This is a genomic window from Methylomarinovum tepidoasis, from assembly GCF_030294985.1.
In the GTDB taxonomy this organism is placed as follows: domain Bacteria; phylum Pseudomonadota; class Gammaproteobacteria; order Methylococcales; family Methylothermaceae; genus Methylohalobius; species Methylohalobius tepidoasis.
On the sequence record NZ_AP024718.1, the window covers coordinates 49,191 to 63,788 of the forward strand.

The 14,598-nt window shown below is 62.7% G+C and carries 18 protein-coding genes; 12 read left to right on the forward strand and 6 right to left on the reverse strand.

Features of this window, described 5'->3' with window-relative positions; translation table 11 throughout:
• Positions 1-3: 3 nt before the first annotated feature.
• The 4 genes from narH (at position 4) to MIN45_RS00230 (ending at position 4,805) form a co-directional block, all read left to right on the forward strand.
• Positions 4-1,485, forward strand: coding sequence for a nitrate reductase subunit beta (narH, locus tag MIN45_RS00215; RefSeq protein WP_286292611.1), 1,482 nt, complete (start codon positions 4-6; stop codon positions 1,483-1,485).
• Complete coding sequence (gene narJ, locus MIN45_RS00220; RefSeq protein ID WP_286292612.1) at positions 1,485-2,147, forward strand: nitrate reductase molybdenum cofactor assembly chaperone; 663 nt, start codon at positions 1,485-1,487, stop codon at positions 2,145-2,147. The genes narH and narJ overlap by 1 nt, the downstream gene beginning before the upstream one ends.
• A gap of 362 nt (positions 2,148-2,509) precedes the next feature.
• Positions 2,510-3,211 carry a respiratory nitrate reductase subunit gamma gene (narI, locus tag MIN45_RS00225; RefSeq protein ID WP_286292613.1) on the forward strand — a complete coding sequence of 234 codons (702 nt, stop codon included), beginning with the start codon at positions 2,510-2,512 and terminating at the stop codon, positions 3,209-3,211.
• A 394-nt stretch (positions 3,212-3,605) separates the two neighbouring features.
• Entirely contained in the window at positions 3,606-4,805 is a 1,200-nt protein-coding gene (locus tag MIN45_RS00230; protein ID WP_286292614.1) for an alginate export family protein, read from the forward strand.
• A 19-nt stretch (positions 4,806-4,824) separates the two neighbouring features.
• Here MIN45_RS00230 and MIN45_RS00235 read toward each other — a convergent pair whose 3' ends face one another.
• A complete protein-coding gene (locus MIN45_RS00235) occupies positions 4,825-5,388 on the reverse strand; it encodes a CDP-alcohol phosphatidyltransferase family protein (RefSeq protein WP_286292615.1) in 564 nt (187 codons plus the stop codon).
• 74 nt (positions 5,389-5,462) lie between these two features.
• Between MIN45_RS00235 and purM the strand changes: the two genes are divergently transcribed.
• On the forward strand, positions 5,463-6,509 hold the full coding sequence (gene purM / locus MIN45_RS00240; protein WP_422732677.1) for a phosphoribosylformylglycinamidine cyclo-ligase: 1,047 nt from the start codon (positions 5,463-5,465) through the stop codon (positions 6,507-6,509).
• On the opposite strand, the gene MIN45_RS00245 is transcribed toward purM, so the two are convergent.
• The 3 genes from MIN45_RS00245 to groES form a co-directional block, all read right to left on the reverse strand.
• Positions 6,506-6,787 carry an acylphosphatase gene (locus tag MIN45_RS00245; protein WP_286292617.1) on the reverse strand — a complete coding sequence of 94 codons (282 nt, stop codon included), beginning with the start codon at positions 6,785-6,787 and terminating at the stop codon, positions 6,506-6,508. The two genes, purM and MIN45_RS00245, sit on opposite strands and share 4 nt — an antisense overlap.
• 83 nt (positions 6,788-6,870) lie before the next feature.
• On the reverse strand, positions 6,871-8,508 hold the full coding sequence (groL, locus tag MIN45_RS00250; RefSeq protein WP_286292618.1) for a chaperonin GroEL: 1,638 nt from the start codon (positions 8,506-8,508) through the stop codon (positions 6,871-6,873).
• Positions 8,509-8,562: 54 nt separating this feature from the next.
• Positions 8,563-8,853 carry a co-chaperone GroES gene (gene groES, locus MIN45_RS00255; RefSeq protein ID WP_286292619.1) on the reverse strand — a complete coding sequence of 97 codons (291 nt, stop codon included), beginning with the start codon at positions 8,851-8,853 and terminating at the stop codon, positions 8,563-8,565.
• Between the two features lie 137 nt (positions 8,854-8,990).
• On the opposite strand from groES, the gene MIN45_RS00260 reads away from it, so the two are divergent.
• The 7 genes from MIN45_RS00260 to pqqE all read left to right on the forward strand — a co-directional run bounded on the left by MIN45_RS00260 (position 8,991) and on the right by pqqE (position 13,333).
• A complete protein-coding gene (locus tag MIN45_RS00260) occupies positions 8,991-9,740 on the forward strand; it encodes a HesA/MoeB/ThiF family protein (protein ID WP_286292620.1) in 750 nt (249 codons plus the stop codon).
• The gene (locus tag MIN45_RS00265; protein WP_286292621.1) at positions 9,737-9,961 is read left to right on the forward strand and encodes a hypothetical protein; all 225 of its coding nucleotides are present in this window, start codon (positions 9,737-9,739) and stop codon (positions 9,959-9,961) included. Before MIN45_RS00260 ends, MIN45_RS00265 begins: the two co-directional genes overlap by 4 nt.
• 222 nt (positions 9,962-10,183) lie before the next feature.
• Positions 10,184-10,258, forward strand: a complete 75-nt coding sequence (pqqA, locus tag MIN45_RS00270; protein ID WP_205434686.1) for a pyrroloquinoline quinone precursor peptide PqqA — start codon at positions 10,184-10,186, stop codon at positions 10,256-10,258.
• 70 nt (positions 10,259-10,328) lie between these two features.
• Complete coding sequence (gene pqqB, locus MIN45_RS00275; RefSeq protein WP_286292622.1) at positions 10,329-11,243, forward strand: pyrroloquinoline quinone biosynthesis protein PqqB; 915 nt, start codon at positions 10,329-10,331, stop codon at positions 11,241-11,243.
• A complete protein-coding gene (gene pqqC / locus MIN45_RS00280; RefSeq protein WP_286292623.1) occupies positions 11,240-11,968 on the forward strand; it encodes a pyrroloquinoline-quinone synthase PqqC in 729 nt (242 codons plus the stop codon). The genes pqqB and pqqC overlap by 4 nt, the downstream gene beginning before the upstream one ends.
• Positions 11,965-12,240, forward strand: a complete 276-nt coding sequence (pqqD, locus tag MIN45_RS00285) for a pyrroloquinoline quinone biosynthesis peptide chaperone PqqD (protein WP_286292624.1) — start codon at positions 11,965-11,967, stop codon at positions 12,238-12,240. The genes pqqC and pqqD overlap by 4 nt, the downstream gene beginning before the upstream one ends.
• Positions 12,209-13,333 (forward strand): pyrroloquinoline quinone biosynthesis protein PqqE, encoded by a 1,125-nt coding sequence (gene pqqE / locus MIN45_RS00290; protein ID WP_286292625.1) that lies wholly within the window; start codon positions 12,209-12,211, stop codon positions 13,331-13,333. The genes pqqD and pqqE overlap by 32 nt, the downstream gene beginning before the upstream one ends.
• Here the strand turns inward: pqqE and MIN45_RS00295 are convergent.
• Both MIN45_RS00295 and MIN45_RS00300 read right to left on the reverse strand, forming a co-directional pair.
• Positions 13,330-14,178 (reverse strand): flagellar brake protein, encoded by an 849-nt coding sequence (locus MIN45_RS00295; protein WP_286292626.1) that lies wholly within the window; start codon positions 14,176-14,178, stop codon positions 13,330-13,332. The two genes, pqqE and MIN45_RS00295, sit on opposite strands and share 4 nt — an antisense overlap.
• Entirely contained in the window at positions 14,129-14,596 is a 468-nt protein-coding gene (locus MIN45_RS00300; protein ID WP_286292627.1) for a flagella synthesis protein FlgN, read from the reverse strand. Before MIN45_RS00300 ends, MIN45_RS00295 begins: the two co-directional genes overlap by 50 nt.
• Positions 14,597-14,598: the final 2 nt, after the last annotated feature.

The window sequence follows — 14,598 nt, forward strand, 5'->3', positions numbered from 1 at the left end:
GCGATGAAAGTACGTGCCCAGATCGGCATGGTCCTGAACCTGGACAAGTGCATCGGCTGCCACACCTGCTCGGTGACCTGCAAGAACGTGTGGACCAGCCGCGACGGGGTGGAATACGCCTGGTTCAACAACGTCGAAACCAAACCCGGCATCGGCTATCCGAAGGAATGGGAGAACCAGAACCGCTGGAAGGGCGGCTGGACCCTCGAGGACGGCAAGCTCAAGCCCTTCCAGGGCGGAAAAGCCAGACTGCTGGCCAATATCTTCGCCAATCCCAACCTGCCGGAGATCGACGACTATTACGAACCCTTCGATTACGACTATCAGAACCTGCAGAATGCCGGCGATGTCAAAGCCCATCCCACCGCCCGGCCGATATCCAGGCTGACCGGCGAGAAAATGGACAAGATCGAATGGGGCCCCAACTGGGAGGACGACGCCGGCGGCGCTTTCGAGCAGCGCAGTCGCGACGCCAACTTCGAAGGGGTGGAAAAGGGTATCCTCGCCGCCTACGAGAATACCTTCATGATGTATCTGCCGCGCCTGTGCGAGCACTGCCTCAATCCCACCTGCGTGGCTTCGTGCCCGTCGGGCGCGATCTACAAGCGCGAGGAGGACGGTATCGTCCTCATCGACCAAGACCGCTGCCGCGGCTGGCGGATGTGCATCTCCGGCTGTCCCTACAAGAAGATCTACTTCAACTGGAAATCGGGGAAATCGGAGAAATGCGTGTTCTGTTTTCCCAGAATCGAGGCGGGCGAGCCGACCATCTGCTCGGAAACCTGCGTCGGCCGCATCCGCTATTTGGGGGTGCTGCTCTACGACGCCGACCGCATCGACGAGGCTGCGCATGTCGAAAATCCGCAGGATCTGTATCAGGCCCAGCTCGATGTCTTCCTCGACCCCGAAGACCCGGAAGTGATCGCCGCCGCCCGCGCCGAAGGCATCCCGGAAAGCTGGCTGGAGGCGGCGCGAAACTCGCCCGTGTACAAAATGGCGATGGACTGGAAGGTGGCCTTCCCCCTCCATCCCGAATACCGCACCCTGCCGATGGTGTGGTACGTGCCGCCGTTGTCGCCGGTGCAGGGCACCGCCAAAGGGCTGGGACTGATCGGCGCCGACGGGGAAATCCCCAAGATAGAAGACCTGCGCATCCCGGTGAAATACCTGGCCAATCTGCTCACCGCCGGTCGGGAAGAACCTATCGTCGCCGCCCTGCGGCGGATGCTGGCGCTGCGCGCCTTCATGCGCGCCCGGACCGTCGAGGGCCGGACCCGCGAGGAGATCGCCGCGGAGGTGGGGCTGAGCGTGGACCAGATCGAGGAAATGTACCGGGTCATGGCCATCGCCAACTACGAGGACCGCTTCGTCATCCCCACCAGCCACCGGGAACAGGTGGAAAACGCCTATGAACTGAAGAACGCCTGCGGTTTCTCTTTCGGCGGCTGCGGATTGTTCGAAAGCAAACCCACGGGGGCACCGTAATGATCCGCACCTTCAGGGCCCTGTCAGCGCTGCTCACCTACCCCGACGCCGAGCTGCAGGCAGCCATCCCTGACATCCGCCAGGTGCTGGAGGATGAGCAGCTGGTGGCGCGGGAGACGCTCGAACCCATGCTGACCCGGCTGGAAACCGGCAAACTGCTCGACCTCCAGGTGGATTACGTCGATCTGTTCGACCGCACCCCCAGGCTGTCCCTGTACTTGTTCGAACACATTCACGGCGACAGCCGCGAGCGGGGCCAGGCGATGGTGAACCTGCATGCGCTCTACCAGCGCCACGGCCTGGAAATCGGCGGGCGGGAACTGCCCGATTACCTGCCGCTGTTTCTGGAGTTTCTCGCCACCCGCCCCCTGGACGAAGCCCGGGCGCTGCTGGGGGAGACCGTCCACATCCTCGCCGCCCTGAGGCAACGCCTGGAAGAACGGGACAGCGGGTATGCACTGGTGCTGCAGGCGCTGTGCGGGCTGGCCGACCGCCCACCGGCGCCGCAAGCACTCACCAAACTGCGGGATTTGCCGGACGCCGATCCGGAAACGCTCGACCGCGCCTGGGCGGAAGCACCGGTGACTTTCGGGCCGGCATGCACCGCCACCGAACAACCCATCATTTTCGACAGGAGAAAGCCGTCAACCGCCCCTTCCTAAAGGGAGGGGCTTGCGGGGAAACCTGCAAGCCCGGGGTTGACCAGGGAAAGCCGTAACCAACCGGCTACGTTGCAGGTAAGGCCAAAAGACCCACCCTGGGATGCTTCCTCAGTCCCAGGCTCTGGAAGTCCCGGTTGCAGACAAGGGCCGGGTACCTGCGAAACGGACCGGGACAGCGGGCCGGCCTGCAACATTCCCGAAGGGAGACACCCTGAAATGGGTGCGTTACCAGGCCCGTAAGGGCAGAGCCGCAAGGCCTGGCCGGGTGGAAAGCCCGGCACCTATTTCGTGTTTAACAACTTGTACGGAGGCCGCGCTTTCCTCCTTCGCCTTCCGGCGGGGGAAACTTGCGCGGGAAACAGATGAACACCCTGAACTTCTGGCTGTTCGGCGTCTATCCCTACATCGCCCTGACCGTCCTGGCCGCAGGTTCCATCCTGCGTTACGAATGCGCCCCCTACAGCTGGCGCGCAGGCTCCAGCCAACTGCTGCGGCGCCGGCAACTGATCTGGGGTTCGATTCTATTCCACACCGGCGTTCTGATCGTGTTCTTCGGCCACCTGATCGGCATGCTGACCCCCATTCAGGTGTTCCACTGGATCGGCATCGAAGCCGGCACCAAACAGGTGATGGCCATCGTGGTCGGCGGCATCGCCGGCACCGTCTCCCTGACCGGGGCCCTGGTCCTGCTGCACCGACGTCTCACCGACCCGCGCATCCGCGCCAATACCGCGTTCGCCGATCTGGCCATCCTGGTGCTGCTGACGCTGCAACTGGCCCTGGGCCTGCTGACCATCCCCGCCTCGATGGGCCATCTGGACGGCAGCGAAATGGTCAAATTCATGGCCTGGGCCTTGGGAATCTTCACCTTCGATCCCGAGGCCTGGACCTACGTGGCCGACGTCGCCCCTGTCTTCAAACTGCACATCTTCCTGGGGCTGACGATCTTTCTGGTCTTCCCCTTCACCCGGCTGGTCCACATGCTGTCGGCACCGGTGTATTATCTGCTGCGGCCCGGCTGGCAGCTGGTGCGCAGTAAAAAACCGTTGAACCCCACCGCCTGACAAGGAGAACCGAGTCAACCACCCCTCCCTAAAGGGAGGGGCTTGTGGGGGAACCTGCAAGCCCGGGGTTGACCAGGGAAAGCCGTAACCAATCGGCTACGTTGCAGGTAAGGCCAAAAGACCCACCCTGGGATGCTTCCTCAGTCCCAGGCTCTGGAAATCCCGGTTGCAGACAAGGGCCGGGTACCCACGAAACGGATCGGGACAGCGGGCCGGCCTGCGACATTCCCGAAGGGAGACACCCTGAAATGGGTGCGTTACCAGGCCCGTAAGGGCAGAGCCGCAAGGCCCGGCCGGGTGGAAAGCCCGGCACCTATTTCGTGTTTAACAACTTGTACGGAGGCCGCGCTTTCTTCCTTCGCCTTCCGGCGGGGGAAACCTGCGCGGGAAACAGATGAAAAAACTGTCTGCCTTCCTGTTGTCACTGGGACTGGCGACCGCCCAGGCCGATGACCTGCTCCACCCGGTCGCCGATCAACTCCGGGGCGACTGGGGACAGATCAAGGCCGACATCCGCTACCGCTACGAATATGTGGACCCGGAAGGCGATACCGAAGAAGCCCACGCCTCCACCCTGCGCCTGCGTCTGGGGTATCTGACGCCGAAGTTTCACGGCTTGCAGGGGTATGCGGAAATGGAAGGCAATTGGGAAGTGGGGCTGGACCATTACGACAGCATCCGCAACCAACGCCCCTATGCGGTGGTAGCCGATCCCCAGGAAACCGAGCTCAACCAGGGGTGGGTCAGTTACACCCCGGTCGAGGGGGCCACGATCAAGGCCGGCCGCCAACGCCTCATCTACGACGATCACCGCTTCATCGGCAACGTGGGCTGGCGGCAGCTGGAACAGACTTTCGACGCGGTCACGGTGCGTAACGAACTGCTGCCCGATGCGGTCATCGAGGCGGCCTTCCTCTGGCGGGTGCAGAATATCCTGTCGCGCACCGTGGACATGACCTCACCCCTGCTGCACATCACCTACACCGGCCTGCCCTTCGGCCGAATCAGCGCTTACGGCTACTGGCTCGACTACGCTGACCGCAACGACAGCGCCAACTTTGCTCTGTCGACGCAGACCTACGGCATCCGTTTCCACGGCCGCCAACCCCTGACCGACTGGCTCGCCGGGATCTACCATCTGGAGTACGCCCGCCAGATGGATTTTCAGCGCAATCCCAACGATTTCGCCGCCGACTACTACCGCTTCATCGCGGGGCTGTCGGCCTTTGGGGTCACCGTCAAGGGAGCGGTGGAGAACCTGACCGCCGATCACCATGTCGGCTTCGCCACGCCGCTGGCGACCCTGCACGCTTTCCAGGGCTGGGCCGACAAATTCCTCAAAACCCCGCAAAACGGGGTGCGCGACGTTTATGCCAGCGTGGCGTTGAAACTGTGGCGCACCACGCTGATGGGGGTCTATCACGACTTCCGGGACGAAAACGGCGACGAACGGTACGGCGAGGAATACGATGCCTTATTGACACGCAGGTTCGGCCAGCATTTCAGCGTGTTGCTGAAATACGCTTATTACAACGCCAAAGGCTTTTCTGTCGATACCCAGAAGGTGTGGGGGCAGGTGGCGCTGCATTTTTAATTCCACGGGACCTTGCAACCTACACATGCCAAACTTGGTGCAACAGCAACCTCCCCCACGACCATAGGTAATGCAGGCCGCTGACCGTCGTCGTCGCCGCCACCGCGTAAATCAACGTGTCCGTCAGCGAAACCGGCAGCGGCCTCAGGCCGTGATGCCACAACAGCGCCAGCAGCAGCAGGATTTGCAGCAGGGTGTTCAGCTTGCTGATCCAGGAGGGCTGCCCTTCGAAGGGGTGCAGGAGGAAATAATAGGCCGTCGCCCCCGCCAGAATGAGGACGTCGCGGCCAATGACCAGCGCCGCCAACCAGAGCGGTAGCAACCCGGTCCAGGCGCAGGCGGCGTAGCTCGACACCATCAGCAGCTTGTCGGCGAGCGGGTCCAGCAGCGAGCCCAGCCGGGAAGTCCAGCCGAAGTGCTTGGCCAGGAAACCGTCGATGCCGTCGGAAACCCCGGCGGCGAAGAACAGCGCCAGGGCCAGATCGAAGCGCTGCCGCAGAATGGCCCACACCGTCGGGCCCACCAGCAGGATCCGGCAGATGGTGATGAAATTGGGAAGATTGCGCAGTGTCAGCCAGGTCATCGTCGGTTCCCTCTCGTCCCCGCTCGTCCCGTACAATAGCAGCATTGCGTCTTTCAATCGAACAAAGTGGAGGCATCCCCTTGGCAGATCAAGCCCCCCTCGACTACAAATCCGCCGGCGTCGACATCGAGGCCGGCAACACTTTGGTGGAACGCATCAAACCGCTGGTCAAAAGGACCTTCCGCCCTGAGGTCCTCGCCGGCCTCGGCGGCTTCGGCGCCCTGTTCGAGCTGCCCCTGGCGCGCTACCGCCGTCCCGTGCTAGTGGCCGGCACCGACGGGGTCGGCACCAAGCTCAAGCTGGCCCTGGAGCTGGACCGCCACGACACCATCGGCATCGACCTGGTGGCCATGTGCGTCAACGACATCGTGGTGCAGGGGGCCGAGCCGCTGTTCTTCCTCGACTACTACGCCACCGGTCGGCTGGAGGTGGACGTGGCCGCCCGGGTCATCGGCGGCATCGCCCGGGGCTGCGAGCTCGCCGGCTGCGCCCTGATCGGCGGCGAGACGGCAGAAATGCCCGGTTTCTACGGCGGCGGCGAGTACGACGTGGCCGGTTTCAGCGTCGGCATCGTCGACAAGGACCGCATCATCGACGGCAGCCGGGTGCAGGCGGGCGACGTCCTCATCGCCCTCGCCGCCTCCGGTCCCCATTCCAACGGCTACTCGCTGATCCGCAAGATTCTCGAAGTCAGCGGCGCCGACCTGTCCCAATCCCTGGAAGGACGGCCGCTGGCGGACTGGCTGCTGGAGCCGACCCGGATCTATGTCAAATCGCTGCTCCGGCTGCTCGAAGCCCAGCCGGTCCACGCCCTCGCCCACATCACCGGCGGCGGCATCACCGAAAACCTGCCGCGGGTGCTGCCGGAGGGCCTGGCGGCGGAGATCGACCTGTCGAGCTGGGAATGGCCGCCGATCTTCCGCTGGCTGCAGCGGCAGGGCCGCATCGACACGGCGGAAATGCTGCGAACCTTCAATTGCGGGGTGGGCATGATCGTATGCGTCCCGCCTGAAACCCAGACCACCGCTTTGGAGATGCTCCGGAAACTGGGCGAGAAAGCCTGGGTCATCGGCTGCATCGAGACGGCGGCGGCGAAACAGGTCCGCTATCGCAACGCCTAGCCGCGCACACCGAAAGCGTGAGATTCTCCCGTCGCCGGCCCTTCGTCCCGCCAGACCACCTCGGTCACCCGGGCCAGCGGCGGGCCCTGGCGGCACCAGTCCAGCAGCGCCTGTAACGCTTTCTCCTCGCCTTCGGCGACGATTTCCACCCGGCCGTCGGGCAAGTTCCTGACCCACCCGGTCAGGCCCAGTCGCCGCGCCGCCTCCACCGTGTGGGCGCGGTAAAACACCCCCTGAACCCGGCCGGACACCCAGATGTGCCAACGTTTCTGCGCCATGTTTCCTTTCCTCCAAAAAGACCGAAGCCCCGTCCGGTTTCCGGGCGGGGCTTCGATGTTTGGCATGGATCGCCGCAGGGCGGTTACATCATGCCGCCCATGTCGGGCATGCCACCGCCGGCGCCGGCGCCTGCGGACTCTTCCTTGGGCTCTTCGGCCACCATGGCTTCGGTGGTGATCATCAGCCCGGACACGGAAGCGGCGTTCTGCAGCGCGGTCCGGGTCACCTTGGCCGGATCGAGAATGCCCATCTCGATCATGTCGCCGTATTCACCGGTAGCGGCGTTGTAACCGAAGTTGCCGTCACCCTCGGCGACCTTGTTGTAGACCACCGAGCCTTCCTCGCCGGCGTTCTCGACGATCTGACGCAGCGGGGCTTCCATCGCCTTGAGGGCGATCTGGATGCCCACGTCCTGATCGTGGTTGGCGCCCTTGAGATCCTTGATCTTCTGCTGGATCCGCACCAGCGCCACGCCACCGCCGGGGACGATGCCTTCCTCGACTGCGGCGCGGGTGGCGTGCAGAGCGTCTTCCACGCGGGCCTTCTTCTCCTTCATCTCCACTTCGGTGGCAGCACCGACCTTGATCACCGCCACCCCGCCGGCCAGCTTGGCCAGACGTTCCTGCAGCTTCTCACGGTCGTAGTCGGAGGTGGCTTCGTCGATCTGGGCGCGGATCTGCTTGATCCGGGCTTCGATCTGCTCCTTGCTGCCGGCGCCATCGATGATGGTGGTGTCTTCCTTGGTGACCACGACCTTCTTGGCGGTGCCCATCTGATCCAGGGTGGCCTTTTCCAGGCTCATGCCCAGTTCCTCGGAGATCACGGTGCCACCGGTGAGGATGGCGATGTCCTCCAGCATGGCCTTGCGGCGATCACCAAATCCCGGCGCCTTGACCGCGCAAGCCTTGAGAATGCCGCGCATGTTGTTGACCACCAACGTCGCCAGCGCCTCGCCTTCCACGTCTTCGGCGATGATCAGCAGCGGACGGCCGGCCTTGGCCACCGCTTCGAGCACCGGCAACAGGTCACGGATGCTGGAGATCTTCTTGTCGTGGATCAGGATGAAGGGATTCTCCAGCTCCACCGACATGGTTTCCTGGTTGGTGATGAAGTACGGCGACAGATAGCCGCGGTCGAACTGCATCCCTTCCACCACGTCGAGTTCGTTCTCCAGACCGGAGCCTTCCTCGACGGTGATCACCCCTTCCTTGCCGACCTTCTCCATCGCCTCGGCGATCAGTCTGCCGATCTCCTCGTCGTTGTTGGCGGAGATAGCGCCCACCTGGGCGATGGCCTTGGTGTCGGTGCAGGGGACGGAAAGCTTCTGCAGCTCCTCGACCGCCGCGTGCACGGCCTTGTCGATGCCGCGCTTCAGATCCATCGGATTCATGCCGGCGGCCACGCCCTTCAGGCCTTCGTTGAGGATGGCCTGGGCCAGCACGGTGGCGGTGGTGGTGCCGTCACCGGCGACGTCGGAAGTCTGGGAGGCAACTTCCTTGACCATCTGGGCCCCCATGTTCTCGAACTTGTCCTTCAGCTCGATCTCCTTGGCCACGGAGACGCCGTCCTTGGTGACGGTCGGGGCGCCGAAGCTCTTTTCCAGCACCACGTTACGGCCCTTGGGGCCCAGGGTCACCTTCACCGCTTGCGCCAGGATGTTGACGCCTTCGGCCATCTTGTGACGGGCGTCGTCACTGAATTTGATCTGTTTTGCTGCCATTGTTGCTCCTCAGAATTTGAAAGAAATGGAAATTCGCTTGTCTGAATCTGGAAATCAGCCTTCCAGGATCGCCATAATGTCGTCTTCGCGCATCACCAGCAGCTCTTCGTCGTCGATGATGACCTCGGTGCCGGCGTACTTGCCGAACAGCACCTTGTCGCCGACCTTGACGTCGAGGGGACGCACGTCGCCGTTTTCGAGGATCTTGCCGTTGCCGACGGCGAGCACCTCACCCTTGATCGGTTTTTCCTTGGCGGTGTCGGGAATTACAATACCGCCCGGCGAGGTCTTTTCCTCTTCCAGACGCTTGACGATGACTCGGTCGTGCAGAGGACGCAATTTCATGGGCTTCACTCCTTATCTAGGTTGTTGAACTCGGGTTGCCGTGGAATTTGTTAGCACTCGCCTTGTTTGAGTGCTAATAATAGTCGTCCCAGGACGGCTGTCAAGTGCTTTCCCTGATTTTTTCCTTTCGGAGCCCTATGAACGACGAACTCCTGCTTCGCTACAGCCGTCAGATCCTGTTGCCTCAGCTCGACATATGGGGACAGGAAAAATTAATTCAAGCCCGGGTGCTGGTCGTCGGCGCCGGCGGACTGGGATGTCCTGCAGCCATGTATCTGGCGGCCGCCGGTGTCGGGTATCTCACCATCGCCGACGACGATACCGTGGAACTGTCCAACCTCCAGCGCCAGATCGCCCATCACACCGAAGACATCGGCCGCCCCAAGGCCGAATCGGCCGCCGCCACTCTGAGCGCCCTCAATCCCAACGTCAAGGTCGAGGCGCTGTGCCGGCGCCTCGAGGGGGAGGCTTTGATCGAACAGGTGACCGAGGCCGATCTGGTGCTCGACTGCAGCGACAACTTCGCCACCCGCTTCGCCGTCAACCGCGCCTGTGTCCAGACCGCCAAGCCCCTGGTGTCGGGGGCGGCGATCCGCTTCGAGGGCCAAGTGGCGGTGTTCGATCCGCGCCAGCCGGACAGCCCCTGCTATCACTGCCTCTATCCCGACCAAGGCGAAGGGGAGGAACGCTGCGGCCGGAACGGGGTCATCGCCCCTGTCACCGGCATCGTCGGCAGCATCCAGGCGCTGGAGGCGATCAAGGTTCTCGCCGGCATCGGCCATCCCCTCACCGGCCGCCTGCTGATTCTGGATGGATTGCAGATGACCTGGCACTGCGTTAACCTGCCCCGCAACCCTTCCTGTCCAACCTGTGGAGCGCCCTCATGAGAACGATCATCACCGCATGGCTCCTGATACTGCCGGCCACCGCGTTCGCCCACGCCGGCCACTGGCATCTGGACGAGGAAACCCTGGAAAAGATCTTCGGGGCCGCCGACGCGGTCTATCAGTGGTTCGTCGGCAACGCCGTCGTCATCGCCGCCGTGACGCTGGTCGTGCTGACGGTATGGGGCATCGTCTGGTGGCGCCAGCAGGGCAAGGCCGAATAACCTGCCTTTTCGGAGGCCGGGAAGGGCCTGCCGGACCGGAATTCGTCCGTAAATTCAGGCCCGGAGCGGCCTTCCCTGGCCGCAGACAGGCCCTTCCCGGCCTCCTCCCGCAGAAACGATGGATGGCAAGTTCCTGGTCACGGATGGTTGCGCTCCCCCAAAGGGGGTCGTATACTTCGAATCTCGGGAAAATCACAAGATCCTTCAAAGGAGGTACGCGACATGAAGTGGGAAAAGCCCAGCTACAACGATCTGCGCTTCGGTTTTGAAGTCACCATGTACATCTACAACCGTTAATCTCGCGGTTCGATTTTCAGCAAAGGGGTTTCCTCGCGAAGCCCCTTTTTTATTCCCGTAGGACGCCATCATGCTCATCCGTGTGCTCGGCTCCGGCGCCGGCGGCGGTTTCCCCCAGTGGAACTGCAACTGCGACAACTGCCGCCGTCTGCGCCGGGGCGAAATCAACGCCCGCCCCCGCACCCAGTCGTCCATCGCCGTCAGCGAGGACGGGGACAATTGGGTCCTGTTCAACGCTTCCCCGGACATCCGCTTCCAGCTGGAGGCCAACCCACCGCTCCAGCCCAAACGCGGGGTGCGTGACACCGGCATCAAGGCCATCGTCCTCATCGACGCCCAGATCGACCACACCACAGGCCTCTTGATCCTGCGCGAGAGCACCGCGCCGCTGGAGATCTACTGCACCGATCCGGTCCACCGCGACCTGACCTCCGGTTTCCCGGTCCTGGCCATGCTGGGCCACTACTGCGGCGTCAACCGCCATCCGCTGCCCATCGACGGCACCGGGTTCCAGATCCCCGGTTTCGACGATCTGCGCTTTTACAGCCACGCCCTGGTGAGCAGGGCGCCCCCTTACTCACCCCACCGCAACGATCCCCATCCCGGCGACAACGTGGGCGTGATCGTGGAGCAGATCTCCAGCGGCAGAAGGCTCTACTACGCCCCGGGCCTGGGGGAGATCGAGCCCCACGTGTTCGAGGCCATGCAACAGGCCGACTGCGTCCTGGTGGACGGCACCTTCTGGACCGACGACGAGATGAAGCAGGTAGGCAGCGACAAGAAGGCCCGCGAAATCGGCCACCTGCCCCAGTCCGGTCCCGGCGGCATGATCGAAGTCCTGAACCGCCTGCCGCGGGAGACGCGCAGGATTTTGATCCACATCAACAACACCAATCCGATTCTGGACGAAGATTCGCCCGAGCGCCGGCGACTGACCGAGGCCGGCATCGAAGTGGCTTACGACACCATGGAGATTCGCCTATGACGAACCAGCAGCCGTGGTCGCGGGAGGAATTCGAGGCCAAACTGCGCGACAAAGGCAAGTACTACCACATCAAGCACCCCTATCACCTCCTCATGGCCGAGGGCAAGCTCAACGAGGACCAGATCCGCGGCTGGGTGCTCAACCGCTTCTATTATCAGGTGACCATCCCGCGCAAGGACGCGGCGATCATGGCCAACTGCCCGGACCGGGAAACCCGGCGGATGTGGGTGCAGCGCATCCTCGACCACGACGGTCATGGCGACGATCCCGGCGGCATTGAGGCCTGGATCCAGCTGGGGCTGGCCTGTGGCCTGGAGCGGGAGGAGATCACCTCTTTGAGGCACGTCCTGCCCGGGGTGCGCTTCGCCGTCGATGCCTACTACAACTTCTGTCGCACCGCCCCGTGGCAGGAGGCGGTGTGCTCATCGCTGACCGAGCTGTTCGCCCCCACCATCCACAAACAGCGCCTGGCCGGCTGGCCGGAGCTGTATCCGTGGATCAAGCCGGAGGGACTGGCCTACTTCCAGAAGCGGGTCAGCCAGGCCCGCCGTGACGTGGAGCACGGTCTTGCCTTCACCCTCGACTATTTCGGCCAAAGCCGCCAGCTGCAGGAGCGGGCGCTGGAGATCCTCCAGTTCAAGCTCGACATCCTCTGGACCATGCTCGACGCCATGTGGCTGGCCTACATCGACAACAAACCGCCCTACTTCAACATTCAGGAATGAGCCTCGATCCCGACACCCCACTGCGCTTCTCCCCCCTGCACCGGCTGCAGTGGGAGGATGCCCAGCAGCGCCACGTGATCCTCTACCCGGAGGGGCTGGTGGAGCTGAACGCCACCTCGGCGGAGATACTCAAGCTGTGCGACGGCAGGCACTCCCTCAGGACCATCGTCGAAGCACTGGAACGCAAGTACCAAACGCAAGGTCTTACCGACGACATCCGCGAATTTCTGGAGATCGCCCTTGAAAACGGCTGGATCGAAACCGCCGCTTAGCCCGCCACGCTGGCTGTTGGCGGAACTCACTTACCGCTGCCCGCTGCAGTGCCCCTACTGCTCCAATCCGGTGGATTTCGCCCGCTACCAGGAGGAACTTTCCACCGAGGACTGGAAGCGGGTGTTGACCCAGGCCCGGGAGATGGGTGCGGTGCAGCTGGGTTTTTCCGGCGGCGAACCCCTGACCCGCCGGGATCTGGAGGAGCTGGTGGCCCACGCCCACCGCCTCGGTTATTACGCCAACCTCATCACCTCCGGCTACGGCCTCACCGAAGCGCGCATCGCCGCCCTCAGGGAGGCCGGCCTCGACCACATCCAGGTCAGCATCCAGGCCCCGGAAAAGGATCTGAGCGACTTTCTCGCCGGCACCGAGAGCTTCGAGCACAAGAAGCAGGTGGCCCGCTGGGTCAAGCAGCAGGGCTATCCCATGGTCCTGTGCGTGGTGATCCACCGCTACAACATCGAGCACATGGAAGGCATCCTGAAGATGGCGATCGAGCTGGGGGCCGACTATCTGGAGCTGGCCAACACCCAGTATTACGGCTGGGCCCACCTCAACCGCGTCCAGCTGATGCCCACCAGGGCCCAGTTCGAACGCGCCGAGGCCATCGCCCAGGCGTACAAGGAAAAGCTGAAGGGGAAGATGAAAATCTACTACGTCATCCCCGACTTCTACGAGGACCGGCCCAAAGCGTGCATGAACGGCTGGGGCACCACTTTCCTCACCATCGCTCCGGACGGCGCCGCCCTGCCCTGCCATTCGGCGCGGGAGCTGCCCATCGACGAGTTTCCCAACGTGCGGCAGATGAGCGTGCGCGAGATCTGGGAAGAGTCGGAAATCTTCAACCGCTTCCGCGGCTTCGACTGGATGCCCGAGCCATGCCGCTCCTGCGACGAGAAGCACAAGGACTACGGCGGTTGCCGCTGTCAGGCCTACCTGCTCACCGGCGACATAAACGCCACCGATCCGGTGTGCGCCAAGTCTCCCAACCGCCGCCTGATCGAGCAGGCCATCGCCGAGGCGGACAACCCGCCGGAGGCGCCGCTGATCTTCCGCAATCCCCGGACTTCAAAACAGCTGAGCGACGGTTAATCCAATTCCGGTTCCTGCCCCTGTCGGCAAAGTAGACGCTGGAAATGGGTGACCTCCCGCCGGATGAGGGCGGCGTTCCTGCTCGACAAATTGACGAACTTGCCACCGATACGATAACGCCACCCCTTGACGATCGCCCGCACGTTGCGAACCTGCAGATCGAAGGTCAAATGCCGATCCTCACCCACCCGTATCACGCAATAACGGAGTAGATCCAGCTTGCGAATGAACAAATTAGCTTCGAGGATGAAACCGACACCGTTCGGTCCAATATCGTCGATCCAGCCGACGGCCGTCTCCGCCTCAGTATTGTGACCGTGCCCCCGAATATGGATAGGAATCCGCAATTCATGAATCTTGATGCGGAAGAACTCCCGCAACTGTGGATAGAAAACCCGATCAGGGAAAGCGATCCGATAGTGGACCTCATCGCCGTCCTCCTGCACCCCCACCAACCGGCAGTCGAAAGTGATAGTCACGCCCTTGTATTTGCTCATCGCGCGGAATTCCCGCCGGCTTAAAATCACCTCGTGTCCTTCAGGATGGCTGACCTGGTCCAGAAGCAACATGCCCTGCCCTACCCGGAATACCGAAGAAGCGTATTCACTGTCCGGACAATCCGGAAAATATAAAGATACGATTGCACTTTCCCGCTGCAGAGATTCGAGCATCTGCCGTATCTCTTCCCCGTCATAGACGAAATGGGGATTTTCCGATTGATGCTTCGTTTTAGAGGAAACGACAGCCGACTTCCTGCGTCCCCAATTTCGAATCAAACCCAGCAACCTTCCCCCCTCAACTCTCCCCCAGCAACCGGGCACCCGATTCAGTTCGGGACTGCCCATCCGCCCCGTAGCAAACCGGCTGGTGACGCTGCCCGAACAAAATCCCCAGCGCCTGGCGGGTCTGTTCGTTGAGCAACGCGATCATGGCGCCGTTGGCCTCGTTGAGTTCCCGGCAGCGTGCCGTGGCCGTCCTTATCCGATCCCAGACACCCCAGGCATCGGGGACCCCGCGCAGCTTCAGTGCCTCGAACAACTGCTCGATCACGGTTTCCTTCGGCCCTGAAGCAGTGGGCAGCTGGCCGAGACGCTCGTCGATCCGTACCACGGTTTCCTGTTTGGCCTGGGCCAATGAGGACAGCTCGTCCAGCCGCCGGGTTCGCAACACCTCGCACTCCTGCTCCAACAGCGACTGCATCTGCTGAATATCGGCTTCCAGCCGTCCCAACCAGGCCAAAAATCCTTGCTGTCTTTCGTCCATCT